This is a genomic window from Syntrophomonas sp. (assembly GCF_028707975.1).
Taxonomy (GTDB): Bacteria; Bacillota; Syntrophomonadia; order Syntrophomonadales; family Syntrophomonadaceae; genus Syntrophomonas.
In genome coordinates, this window is sequence record NZ_JAQVZX010000024.1 from 1 (window position 1) to 12,741 (window position 12,741).

Consider the following 12,741-nt stretch of genomic DNA (forward strand, 5'->3'; position numbering starts at 1 on the left):
ATGTATTGTTTTAGACAGCGAACAGTAGATGTTCGTGAATAAAAACGCTAAGCTAAGTTCAAGGCGGTGTTTTAAATGCAAACCCGGGGGCGAGTCATGGCGCCATCTTGAGCAGGTATTGTCTGAGTCCGGGCAAGAGAAACGGCAGGCTATTCCCACTTTGGGCAGTATACTGTCCATTTTTGAGAAAGCCTGCCGTCCCCTTAATACAAATCCCTGGTTTTAGTTCCTGAACCTCAGGTGAACTTGCTCTATCAACAGGTAGCCAGGTGATAAAAAGTATTGGTGCCCACAATGCCATCCACTTTTATCCCTGCGCTTTCCTGCAATTTCTTAACCGCAGCTTCGGTTTGAGAACCGAATTTACCGTCCAGTTTTCCCTGATAGTAGCCCAGCTCTTGCAAATTCCTTTGCAGCCAGTATACATCATAACCCTGGTTGCGGTCCCAGCGGCTTTTTTGCAGGATGCGTGCTCCCATGGTAGCATAATTATATAGTTGGTAAACTGTTTTGGGGCCTACTATGCCATCGTCTTCCAGGTGTACATCATGTTGGAACATCTTTACCGCAGCTTCTGTTTTATTGTCAAAGTTTTTAGTTGCTGGCTGCCCCAGAGTTTCGGCAAATTTTTTGGCGGTGGTGGCCAGGCGGTTTTGCAGAACCCAGACATCATAGCCAAAGCTGCCTTTTTTCAAAATGCGAGCGCCAAAAAGATTGCCGCCGGGGGGGAGAAAGGAACCGGTAGGTACACCCAGGAAAAGAAAGGTGTTGGCTCCGACTATTCCATCTATGGTCAGATTAAAATATTTCTGGAATTTTTTTACCGCGTTTTCTGTTTCTTTACCGAATACCCCTTTTTCTTTTATACCTGACCCAATGGGATCGGGTAAGATTTTGAGCAGGTTTTGCAAAAGCTCGACATCAGTACCTTCATCGCCTCGTCTTAATACCCGGCTTCCCAGAGTGATATAGGTTGTCAATTATTTCGCCTCCTTTCTGATGCTAATTTAACTTATGTAAAAAGGAAGCAAAAGGTTAACAAACAGGCCAGATAAACCGTGTTCAGGGGATATTCTTGGGAGTAGGGTAAAGTTTAAGTGGATAAAATGGGGTCAAATAGAATTAACCCCTCATGCCCTGAGGACACAACCACCGATGAAAAGTAAGTTAATAGGCGATTGAATAGTGAATCCATAACAATAATCCCTTCCCGACGTCTGAGGCCCGACGTCTGACGACCAATTGACAAGGTCTTCGGGCTCGGGTAAACTTTAAGCGTTGGAAGAAACTACTTAAGCAGTTTCGACACAGCGCTGCAACGAGGCGGGGGATTAGAACCCGCCGCCGGTTTTGTTTAGTGGGAACCCGGGCCGCTTAAAGAAGCACCCTGCGGGCACCACTGATGTTCGCTTCGCTCACTATTGTGGTTGCGGGGGATATATTTCACCTCGTTATAATGAATTTCATAAAAAGGCGATGAAAAAGAGAAGTAGAAAAGGGTAGCTTTTTAAGAGAGCCGGGATTGCTGGGAACCGGCAGGTGAGCTTTTCGAAGGCGCTTGGGAGCTGTCAGGAGGAACGCCTATAAGGTTAGTAAAGCCTGATTCCTTGAGGTGGGCATTAAGCCAATCAGGGTGGAACCGCGGGTTATCCCGTCCCTGTTCAGGGGACGGGTTTTTCTATTTCTATATATTTTTTAAGGAGGAGTAAACCCATGAATTTTCAAGAGCTGATTCTGCGCTTGCACAATTTTTGGGGCCAGCAGGGTTGCATAATTCAACAGCCCTATGATGTAGAAAAAGGAGCCGGGACCATGAATCCGGCAACCTTTCTGCGGGCTCTGGGGCCGGAGCCCTGGAAGGTGGCTTATGTTGAGCCCTCACGCCGCCCCACTGATGGGAGGTACGGAGAAAACCCCAACCGCCTGCAGCATTATTACCAGTACCAGGTGATTCTTAAACCTTCCCCGGATAATGTGATTGATCTCTACCTGGCCAGCCTGCGTGATCTGGGGATTGAAGCGGAAAAGCATGATATCCGGCTGGTGGAAGACAACTGGGAATCGCCTACTCTGGGAGCCTGGGGCCTGGGTTGGGAGATTTGGCTGGATGGTATGGAGATTACCCAGTTCACATATTTTCAGCAGTGCGGGGGCTTTGACTGCTTACCGGTTTCAGCGGAGATAACCTATGGCCTGGAACGTATAGCTATGTATATTCAGAATAAAGAGAGCGTTTTTGATATTGAATGGGTGGATGGCATCAGCTATGCGGATGTTCACCATCAAGCGGAAGTGGATTATTCCCACTATAATTTTGAAGCTGCCGATGTGGGGGCTTTGACCAGCATGTTTAATATCTGCGAAGAAGAGGCAGTGAGAGTGGCTGAGCGGCAACTGGTTCAACCGGCATATGACTATGTTTTAAAGTGTTCTCACCTTTTTAACCTTCTCGATGCCCGGGGAGCTATCAGCGTGACCGAGCGCACTGCTTATATAGGCCGGGTGCGTAATCTGGCCCGGATGGTGGCCCGGGAATACCTGGAGCAGAGGAAAAGGCTGAATTACCCTTTGTTAAAGGATGAAAACCTTAGAAAGCAATTGATCATCGCAGAGGAGGTGCTCTAATTGGCGCAAGATTTACTGCTGGAAATCGGAGTGGAGGAAATGCCTTCTGCTTATATGCCCCGAGTATTAAAGGATTTGAAAGATTTAGCCCGGAATAATTTGGCTGAGGCTCGTCTGAGCTGTGGGGAAGTCTTGACATGGGGAACACCTCGCCGGCTTTGCTTCTGGGTGAAGGAAATAAGCGAAGAGCAGGAAGATTCATTGGTAGAAAATAGAGGACCGAAAAAAAGCATTGCCTTCGATGCCGGTGGGAATCCCAGCAAAGCAGGGCTGGGGTTTGCCCGCGGCCAGGGAGTTGATTTCCGTGAATTGCAGATACGTGAAGTAGGTGGGGTGGAGTATCTTTTTGCGATCAAAAAAGAAAAAGGACAGGCGGCGGAGCAAATCTTGCCGGGCTTGCTCTTAAAACTGATTCATTCCCTCTCCTTCCCCAAATCCATGACCTGGTCCTATTATCAGACCCGCTTTGCCCGCCCTATTCGTTGGCTTTTAGCTATTTTGGGGGATAAAATCCTGGAATTCAACATAGAAAATATAAAAAGTGCCGGTTATACCTACGGGCACCGCTTCCTCTCTACGGGAGCGCTGCCGGTGAGCAGTATTGATGATTATTTTCGAGTCTTGCGTAAGCATTATGTCATATTGGATCAGGCCGAGAGAAAAAAGATGATCTGGCAGCAGGTGCAAAAGGTGGCTGCGGAAGCTGGTGGTAAAGCCATGGAGAATGAAGAGTTGCTGGAGGAAGTTGCATTTCTGGTGGAATTCCCTACGGCTTTTTATGGTGAGTTTTCTCCCTCCTATTTGGCTGTGCCACCTGAGGTCTTAACCACCTCCATGATTGAACACCAGCGCTATTTTCCTGTTTATAATAATGAAGGCCGGCTTTTGCCCGGTTTTGTTGGAGTGAGGAACGGAACTGATTATTGCCTGGATATAGTTAGAGCGGGAAACGAACGGGTTTTAAAGGCCCGGCTGGAAGATGCGCTCTTTTTTTGGAATGAAGATAGCAGGAAATCCCTGGAGGAAATGAGCGCTAAACTTAAAGATGTTCTTTTTCATGAGCGTTTGGGCACCCTGGCCGACAAGGGCTTGCGTCTGCAAGAGCTGGCGCTCTTCATTGGACGGGAAACGGGACTGGGCCAGCCGGAAAAACTGCAGCGCTCTGCTTTGCTCTGCAAGGCTGACCTTATGAGCAATATGGTTTATGAGTTTCCTGAGCTGCAGGGTATTATGGGCCGTTATTACGCGGCCGGAAGTGCGGAGGAACCCGAGGTGGCAGAGGCCATTTTTGAGCATTACCTGCCCCGTTTTGCCGGTGATAAGCTGCCTGCCAGCGCAGCTGGCATAGTTCTCAGCCTGGCGGAGAAAGCGGATAGCCTGGCGGGTTGTTTCGCCATCGGGATAAAGCCCAGCGGTTCACAAGATCCTTATGCCTTGCGCCGGCAGGCCCTGGGTACAGTAAACATCATTCTGGACAAAAAGCTTAGTATAGACTTGAAGCTGCTTTTTGAGCAGGCGTATCTGGGATATAAGGATATTGATCTGGAAAAGAGCAGGGAAGATAGTGTTAAAGAACTCCTGGATTTTGTATACCAGAGGATGCGGGGCGTATTGCTGGATAGCGGGATTTCTTATGATGTGATCGACGCTGCTCTGTCCCAGCCTTCTTTTGATTTATTCGAAACTTACAACCGGGTCTTTGAGTTGCAGGAATTTAAGAAATCACCGCTGTTTGCGGATTTTATGGTAGTTTACAACCGGGCCCATAATCTATCGCGGAAATGGGAAAGTGAAGAAATTGACCCGGATGTTTTACTGGATGAAAGCGAAAAGAACTTGTACCAGAAACTACCTGGGCTCCAGCAGGAAATTAAAACATCTCTGATAGCCCAGGACTATACCCGGGCTCTGGAACTACTCGCTGCTCTTAGAGCGGATATAGACCAGTTCTTTACAGCCGTAATGGTGATGGTAGACGATGAGAAGCTCAAGGCTGCTCGCTTAGGAATCCTAAAAGCTATTGCCAATTTGTTCAACTCCATGGCAGATTTCAGCAAAATTGTATAATGAGGTAAAATAAATTCCCCGCTTCTTTAAGCGGCCGGGTTCCTATTATCAAAACAGGCGGCGGGTTCTAATCCCCCCCTCGTTGCAGCGCTGTGAAGAAATTGCTCCGCGGTTTCTTCCGATGCGTAAAGAAAATTTTTGGAGATAACAGGATTTTTTTAATCTATATAGTATATATAATTAGAGAAATTCAAGTAAAAAGTATAGCATAATTGGGTGGTGAATCCTATCCAGCTTAATGATAGGCAGGAAAAAATTCTGGAGATAGTAAAAAAACACGAACCGATAACCGGGGAGAATATTGCTGAAATGCTCAATGTTACCCGGGCGGCATTGCGTCCTGATTTGGCTGTTTTGACCATGTCCGGGTATCTGGAAGCCAAACCGCGAGTGGGCTATACCTTTAAGAGTGAAGGGGTAGAGAGTGCTATGCGCCGGGTATTAAATCAGTACCGGGTCAAAGACATTCAATCCCTGCCGGTAATAATGAAAGAGTCCTGCAGTATTTATGATGCTATTGTTACCTTGTTTATTGAAGATACCGGCAGCATATTTGTAGTGGACGAAAATAAGTACCTTTCGGGTATAGTATCGCGTAAAGATTTTCTAAAGACCACCATTGGTCAGGCAGATATCCATAAAGTTCCAGTTAGTGTAATCATGACCCGAATGCCCAATATAGTAACCGCTGCTCTGGACGAAACCGTGGTAGCCGCCATTAGAAAAATAGTCGAACATGAAGTGGATAGCCTACCGGTGGTAAAGAGCCGGGTAGAGGATGAAGAAGAGAAACTAGAGGTCGTGGGGAAAATCAGTAAAACCAATATCGCCAGGCTTTTTCTGGATCTGGCGGCAAATAAAACCAAGGGGGTTTAAATCTTGAATAATCACTTGCCTGGGGTTTTTATTGTATCGGATTCGATTGGGGAAACGGCTGAGATGGTGGTTCGGGCGGCTGCCAGCCAGTTTAATTCCGGCAGTATGGAGATAAGACAGGTTCCCAATATCTCTGATACCGAAACCCTGGAGGAAATAATTAATCAAGCGGCAGCCAGCAATTTTATCATTGCTTACACCCTAGTCATTAACGAATTGGCCGATTTTCTGAAGATGGAGGCTCGGAAAAAAGGCGTGATTTGTGTTGATGTTCTGGGACCGGTAATAGAAGCCCTCAAGAGTGTTAGTGATATCGAGCCCCGCCGGGAACCGGGCTTGTTGCGCAAAGTTGACGAAATGTATTACCGGAGGGTGGAAGCGGTAGAATTTGCGGTGCGCTATGATGACGGCAAAGATCCCCGAGGTGTAATGCAGGCGGATATTGTTCTGGTAGGGGTTTCCCGCACCTCCAAAACCCCGCTTTCCATGTACCTGGCTCATAAAAGAATAAAGGTGGCCAATGTGCCTCTGGTTCCAGAGGTAGCGCCACCGGAAGAGATATTTCAAGTGGAAAAGGGAAAAGTAATCGGATTGGTAATTAACCCGGAGCAGTTGAATCAGATTCGCACTGAACGATTAAAGACCCTGGGGCTTAAAGGCCAGGCCAGTTATGCCAATCTGGAGCGCATTCTGGAGGAAATGGAATATGCCGAAGATATAATGAAGCGATTAGGATGTCCGGTTATAAATGTAACTAATCGCGCAGTGGAGGAAACGGCCAGTAAGATTATGGAGATTTATTATAGGAGGTTAAGCCATGTCTAAGAAATATGTCTATTTATTTGAAGAAGGTAATTCCAATATGCGACAGTTACTGGGCGGCAAAGGCGCTAACCTGGCTGAAATGACCTTGATTGGGCTGCCGGTTCCTGCTGGCTTTACCATAACAACTGAAGCCTGTAATGAATACCTGGCTTCAGGCCAAGAATTTCCTGATGGCGTTCTGGAACAGGTCTTTGCAGCTCTGGAAAGATTAGAATCGCAGAGTGGTAAATCTTTTGGGGAGCAGAATGATCCCTTGCTGGTTTCAGTAAGATCAGGAGCGGCGGTATCCATGCCTGGAATGATGGACACCATTCTCAACCTGGGTTTGAATGATGAGTCAGTTCAGGGTCTGGCTAGCTTAACCGGGGATAGTCGTTTCGCCTATGATTGTTACCGGCGTTTTATCCAGATGTTTAGTAATGTGGTCCTGGGAGTAGAACATGCCAGGTTTGATGACGTAATGGAAAGATACAAAAGGAAACTGGCGCTTATTTTTGACTATGAAATATCTGCCAGTGAACTACAAAGCATTATTAAAGAATACAAGGAGATAGTTGAGCAGGAAAAGGGATTTGCCTTTCCTCAAGATGTACGGGAGCAATTAACCATGGCTATTCAGGCGGTTTTTGATTCCTGGAACAACCAGAGGGCTATAGTATACCGGCGCTTAAACAAAATTGACGATGAACTGGGAACCGCGGTAAATGTCCAGTGTATGGCCTTTGGCAATATGGGATTGGATTGCGGAACCGGTGTAGCTTTCACCCGTAACCCCTCCAACGGGGAGCGGGAACTATATGGTGAGTTCCTGGTTAATGCCCAGGGTGAAGATGTGGTAGCGGGGATAAGAACCCCTACCCCCATTGACCGTTTAAAGGAAGAATTGCCTGAAGTTTTCCAGCAGTTTCTAGATACCTGCCAGAATTTGGAGAACCATTACCGGGATATGCAGGATATTGAGTTTACCGTGGAAAAAGGTAAACTATATATGCTGCAAACCAGAAGTGGAAAACGCACGGCCAGGGCTTCGGTCAAGATAGCGGTGGAAATGGTGAATGAAGGTTTAATTTCAGTGGAAGAAGCCCTGTTGAGAGTTGATGCCGAGCAAATCAACCAGTTGTTGCACCGCCAGATAGACCAGAGCGTAAAATTGGATGCTATCGCTAAAGGGCTGCCCGCTTCACCGGGTGCCGCTTGTGGTAAAGTTCTGTTTGATGCGGACCTGGCGGAGAAAATTGGGGGAGCAGGGGAAAGAGTGGTTCTGGTAAGAAACGAGACCACACCAGACGATATTCATGGAATCATATATGCTCAGGGAGTTTTGACCGCTCGCGGGGGCATGACTTCTCATGCCGCGGTAGTAGCCCGGGGAATGGGTAAACCCTGTGTTTGTGGTTGTGAAGCCATAAAGATTGATAATGGAAACCGGCAATTTATGGTTAATGGGATAGTAGTTAAAGAAGGGGATGTAATTACTATTGATGGGGCTAGCGGCAATGTAATGCTGGGTGAGGTGCCCATGATAGAACCTACCCTTTCCGATGAATTTGCTCTACTGTTGCAATGGGCCAATCAAGTAAAGAAATTGGCCATAAGGGCTAATGCCGATACCCCTCAAGATGCAGCCCGAGCCCGCGAATTTGGAGCTGAAGGAATAGGCCTCTGCCGGACTGAGCATATGTTTATGGCAGCGGAACGGCTCCCCATTGTTCAACAGATGATACTGGCTGAGAACCTGGAAGATAGAGAAGAGGCCCTGAGCCGACTTTTACCCTTCCAGCGAGATGATTTTTATGGAATATTAAAAGCTATGGCTCCCCACCCGGTTACTATTCGTCTTTTAGACCCCCCGTTGCATGAGTTTCTTCCTCATCCGGAAACCCTCTTGTTGGAGATAGCAGAGATGAAACACCAACAGATAAAAGGTAAAGAACTGCTGGAAAAGGAAGAACTGCTAAAGAAAATACATAGCCTTTCCGAGGCCAACCCCATGCTGGGACACCGGGGATGTAGACTGGGGCTTACCTATCCCGAGATTTACCGCATGCAGGCCAGGGCTATTTTTGAGGCCATGGTACAGCTCCAAAAAGAGGGGATAGACTGCTTTACTGAAGTGGAGATACCCCTGGTAATGGATATGGCCGAGTTATCTCTATTAAAAGCAGAAATAATGGATGTCTACGAGCAGGTGAAAAAGGCAAAGAACTGTGAACTGGACTTTGTGGTGGGAACCATGCTGGAGCTTCCCCGGGCTTGCATTATGGCGGATGAAATAGCCCGTGAAGCTGAGTTCTTCTCTTTTGGCACCAATGATCTAACCCAGACTACTTTTGGCTTTAGCCGTGATGATGCTGAAGGCAAATTCATTCCCATATATCTGGAGAAAAAGATAATAAAGGATAATCCTTTTGCGGTACTGGACCGCAAGGGTGTAGGGAGTCTAATGCGCCTGGCGGTGGAAAAGGCCCGCAGCGTAAAGAAAGATATACTAATGGGCATCTGTGGTGAACATGGTGGCGAACCCAGCTCCATCGAGTTTTGCCATATAGTAGGACTGGATTATGTGAGCTGTTCGCCTTACCGGATTCCGGTGGCTCGTCTGGCAGCCGCCCAGGCCAGCTTGTTGAATAAATAGTTGGCAAGGGGACGGGGTTGTTGACATATCGCGGCATGCCGCGATATGTCAACAACCCCGTCCCCTTTATTATTCCAGAACAACTATACGTTTTTTATCGGGATCATAGTACATACGAAGGCTTTCTGCCTGCTGGTTGAGTTTAACAAAGTCCTCTTTTATGCCAAAAGTCATGCCCGTTTCCAGGCCGCCGCCTATTTCGATCATTCCTTCTCCGCGGGTACTTTTAAGCATATTGACCAGGGACCTTCTTTCCTCATAGAGGCAATCTATTTCTTCGTTCATATCCATATATTGAGGCAATAATTCTTGCAGTTGCTGCAAAGAGTCCTGCTCGGAAGACTTGTCGCGTAAATATCGGATTTGCTCGGCTGTTTTTTTCAACTGAGCATCTAGCTGGTCAATACGAGAATTCAAATCTTTTATTTGGTCATAAAATTGCTTGCGCTCAATTCCTTCCACCCGGAGGTCCAGGGCCGGGCAGTTTAAAACCCTCGAGGCTTTTATCTTGGTTCGAGCAGTGATTATATTCTTTCCCAGAATTATTCCCCGGCGGCCCTGTATAAGAACTCCATCCCCGGCTTTTAAGTTGGAGCGGATAGTGTATTCATTAATGATGATATTTTGCCCGGCTTCTATCATGGCTTCTTGAATAAAGCGGGCCTCGACATTTTTCCCGGCCTTAACCCGGGCTTTGCCCCCCCCTATAATACCTTTTCGAACGAAAACCGATCCATGCTGGGAGACAACCCGCGCCGCTTCAATACCCCCCCTGACTTCAATATCATCTTCTGCTTCCACCACAAAGCCGTCTTTTACACTTCCCTCGATTATGATTTTCCCCGGGAAGCAAATATTGCCGGTAGAGAAATCAATATCGCCTTTAATTGCCAGCATTCTAGTAACGACAATCCTATCGTTTATCCAGGCAATGGCTCCATCAAATTCAGCAATAGCTTTATCTTCGGTGGTAATTACGCCTTTACCTACATTAAAGTTATAGTTGCGTCCGGGCTTGGCGGGAATGGATTCACCGAAGATATTTATACCCGCTTCACCTTCGGTGGCGGCATTTCTTTTGGCCAGTAAAGTACCTGCTTCTATGGGTATAATAAAGCCTAATTCATAGTAGTCTACTTGACCGCTTTCATCTAACACCGGCTTAATTCTTGGCTTATGATAAAGATAGTGAACTGATCCATTTTTACCGGGAACGGGATATTTCCCTTGCGCTACCACCATAGTTTGCCCGGCATTATTTATAGCGTAGTCTATATTACTCTCATCAATCCCGTAATCTATTCCCATATGGTTGAGTGCTGCTATTAGATCTTGACGGCGTGGTTTTATAGGCAAGCGTGGATTTAAGGTGAGAAGAACCTTCATCTTATCTGGCGAAACCGTAATCTCAAAGGGCAAGTTATCTGACCAAATCCTGGTTTCTGTTAATATATCGGAACCGCGTTTAATATGAAATTCGGTACCGGCGGGAGCAGCCAGTATTTTATCCATCATCTGCGATTGAAGCTTTAAGCCCATTTCTGCCAAATATTCTTCCAGAATGTCCTTTTTTACATCTGGCTTTAAGCGTTTTATTATCCAGCCATCATTTCGCGTATTTATTTGTATAACAGGAGAAGCTTGACTGCTCATAAAATCACCATTATATGAAATAATTCCAATCTAAATTATACCTCTAAAAGGAAGGATAAAGAATACCTTTTTGAAAAAGTGGGATAAAAGGACTAACGATATGGAAAATTTAGTACTTGGGCGAAATAAGCAAGACCTTCTTCCCTTTACTAGCAAAGTGAATCTCTCTGGAGGAATAAATTTTAGATATAAAATGAAGGATTAAGCATATCTACTGTAGTATATAGATTCTTAAATGGAGGTGAAAGAATGTCACGTCCCCTGATTATTGGAGTCAACGGCAGCCCTCATAAAAATGGCAATACCGCCTTTCTATTAAAAGAGGCTTTAGATACATGCAAGAAGATGGGAGCAAGTACCCGTATACTTCATTGCCAGCAAGTATTGAAAGACCAGAAGAATCCCTTCTGCATAGCCTGCTCTTCGCCTTGTGCAGGAAAATGTCTGGAAGGTAAAGAAATAGCCCGGGCCTTTACTATGATTTCTCAGGCTGAGGGCTTGATAGTGGGCAGTCCAGTTCATTTCGGAACGGTCTCGGCCCAACTCAAAGCTTTCTGGGATAAAGGCCGCTCTTTGCGAGCGGAAAAGAAGCTTTTAAATGTGGTAGGGGGAGCAATTGCGGTAGGAGCTTCGCGTTTTGGAGGGCAAGAAACTACCCTGCGAGCTATTCAGGATATGATGTTGGTACAGGGAATGATAGTTGTAGGAGATGGCTTCCATGAAGATGATTGTGGTCATATGGGAGGAGCTGGACAACGTCCGGCCAGTGAGGATGATAATGCTATAAACCGCAGCCGTATACTGGGAAAAAGAATATGGGAAGTAGCCATGGCTACCAGGGCTTTGAGGATACGATAATGTTTTTAAGGTTTTATTGAAGAGACGGAATTTTTTAATCCTTGAGCCTCAAGCCCGAGGATTTTTTCTTTACGGATAAAGCAAAGGGGTGAGGCGCATGAGCATCCGGGAAGAAATAGAAGCCAGAGAAAACGCTATGCTCGATCCCGCCGCCAGCCTGGCTAGCAGGTCAAGAGGGCGGGAGATAGAAGAAGAACCCGATCCGGTTCGTACTTGTTTCATGCTGGACCGGGACAGGGTGGTTCATTCCAAATCTTTTCGTCGTTTAAAACATAAAACCCAGGTATTCATAGCCCCCCCGGGGGATCATTATAGAAGCAGGTTAACGCATACGCTGGAAGTGAACCAGATTGCCAAAACAATTGGAGCCGGTTTAAACCTCAACCTGGATCTGATTGAAGCTATGGCTCTGGCCCATGATCTTGGGCATACGCCTTTTGCTCATGCTGGAGAACAGGCCCTTGACCAATTGCTGGCCGGGGGATTTCGACACAACGAAAACAGCATTCGGGTTCTGACCAGGGTGGAACAGCATAAGGGTCGTAATGGTTTGAATCTGAGCCATGAAGTATTGGATGGAGTTTTGCACCATAGCGGTTATGGCCAGAGTGAAAGCCGTTCCTATACCCTGGAAGGTCAGACCATTCGCCTGAGCGATAAGATTGCCTATGTACAACATGACATTGATGACTCCATAAGGGCGGGCCTTCTTCAGATTGAGGACATTCCCGCCGAATACCTTAATATCTTGGGTTATACCCACAGCCAAAGGATTGCGACCCTGGTAACCGATACAATTGAGTATTCCCGCCAGCTCATTGCGGAGGGCAACCATCCCCAGGTTGCACCCAGTATCCGGATAGAACATGCCCTGATGGGGCTGCGCGATTTTATGTTTAAAGAGATTTACCGGGGCCCGGTATGCCAGGCTGAGCGAAGCAGAGCCATCTTCATTATTGAGCTCCTATTTAAATACTATTGTAAGCACCCAGAAAGAATGACCCCTCTTTACCGGGAGATAGCTGATAGGGAAGGACTGGAAAAGGCGGTGGTCGATTATATTTCCGGAATGAGTGATGCGTATTGTATCTCCCTTTTTCAAGATATTTATATTCCGCAATCCCTGGTACCTGATGCCAGAAAGCTTTTTAACAGCAAACAGAGGGATGAAGGGTTTCTAACTCCGTAAGTCGGATTGCTGG

At 46.6% G+C, this 12,741-nt stretch carries 9 protein-coding genes and 1 other annotated feature; of the genes, 7 read left to right on the forward strand and 2 right to left on the reverse strand.

Features of this window, described 5'->3' with window-relative positions; genetic code table 11:
- Positions 1–254: 254 nt before the first annotated feature.
- Positions 255–980: a peptidoglycan-binding protein gene (locus PHP87_RS05110; RefSeq protein ID WP_299919197.1), complete on the reverse strand. Its 726-nt coding sequence runs from the start codon at positions 978–980 to the stop codon at positions 255–257.
- A 487-nt stretch (positions 981–1,467) separates the two neighbouring features.
- Positions 1,468–1,662 (forward strand) — a binding site (T-box leader).
- 51 nt (positions 1,663–1,713) lie between these two features.
- Here PHP87_RS05110 and glyQ point away from each other — a divergent pair.
- The 5 genes from glyQ (at position 1,714) to ppdK (ending at position 9,028) form a co-directional block, all read left to right on the forward strand.
- Entirely contained in the window at positions 1,714–2,625 is a 912-nt protein-coding gene (glyQ, locus tag PHP87_RS05115; RefSeq protein ID WP_299919199.1) for a glycine--tRNA ligase subunit alpha, read from the forward strand.
- Positions 2,626–4,692 carry a glycine--tRNA ligase subunit beta gene (gene glyS / locus PHP87_RS05120; RefSeq protein ID WP_299919200.1) on the forward strand — a complete coding sequence of 689 codons (2,067 nt, stop codon included), beginning with the start codon at positions 2,626–2,628 and terminating at the stop codon, positions 4,690–4,692. It begins immediately after the preceding gene.
- Positions 4,693–4,920: 228 nt separating this feature from the next.
- Positions 4,921–5,568, forward strand: a complete 648-nt coding sequence (locus PHP87_RS05125) for a helix-turn-helix transcriptional regulator (RefSeq protein WP_299919248.1) — start codon at positions 4,921–4,923, stop codon at positions 5,566–5,568.
- 3 nt (positions 5,569–5,571) lie between these two features.
- Entirely contained in the window at positions 5,572–6,393 is an 822-nt protein-coding gene (locus tag PHP87_RS05130; protein WP_299919201.1) for a pyruvate, water dikinase regulatory protein, read from the forward strand.
- Positions 6,386–9,028, forward strand: a complete 2,643-nt coding sequence (gene ppdK / locus PHP87_RS05135; RefSeq protein ID WP_299919202.1) for a pyruvate, phosphate dikinase — start codon at positions 6,386–6,388, stop codon at positions 9,026–9,028. The genes PHP87_RS05130 and ppdK overlap by 8 nt, the downstream gene beginning before the upstream one ends.
- Positions 9,029–9,097: 69 nt before the next feature.
- Here the strand turns inward: ppdK and PHP87_RS05140 are convergent, their stop codons facing one another.
- Positions 9,098–10,681 (reverse strand): DUF342 domain-containing protein, encoded by a 1,584-nt coding sequence (locus tag PHP87_RS05140; RefSeq protein ID WP_299919203.1) that lies wholly within the window; start codon positions 10,679–10,681, stop codon positions 9,098–9,100.
- Positions 10,682–10,930: 249 nt separating this feature from the next.
- On the opposite strand from PHP87_RS05140, the gene PHP87_RS05145 reads away from it, so the two are divergent.
- Both PHP87_RS05145 and PHP87_RS05150 read left to right on the forward strand, forming a co-directional pair.
- Complete coding sequence (locus PHP87_RS05145) at positions 10,931–11,539, forward strand: flavodoxin family protein (RefSeq protein ID WP_299919205.1); 609 nt, start codon at positions 10,931–10,933, stop codon at positions 11,537–11,539.
- Between the two features lie 97 nt (positions 11,540–11,636).
- A complete protein-coding gene (locus tag PHP87_RS05150) occupies positions 11,637–12,728 on the forward strand; it encodes a deoxyguanosinetriphosphate triphosphohydrolase (RefSeq protein WP_299919207.1) in 1,092 nt (363 codons plus the stop codon).
- Positions 12,729–12,741 lie beyond the last annotated feature (13 nt).

Coding starts and splice junctions, on each gene's coding strand:
- glyQ (WP_299919199.1), top strand. CDS start 1,714: ATGAATTTTCAAGAGCTGATTCTGCGCTTGCACAATTTTTGGGGCCAG.
- ppdK (WP_299919202.1), top strand. CDS start 6,386: ATGTCTAAGAAATATGTCTATTTATTTGAAGAAGGTAATTCCAATATG.
- PHP87_RS05140 (WP_299919203.1), bottom strand. CDS start 10,681: ATGAGCAGTCAAGCTTCTCCTGTTATACAAATAAATACGCGAAATGAT.
- PHP87_RS05145 (WP_299919205.1), top strand. CDS start 10,931: ATGTCACGTCCCCTGATTATTGGAGTCAACGGCAGCCCTCATAAAAAT.
- PHP87_RS05150 (WP_299919207.1), top strand. CDS start 11,637: ATGAGCATCCGGGAAGAAATAGAAGCCAGAGAAAACGCTATGCTCGAT.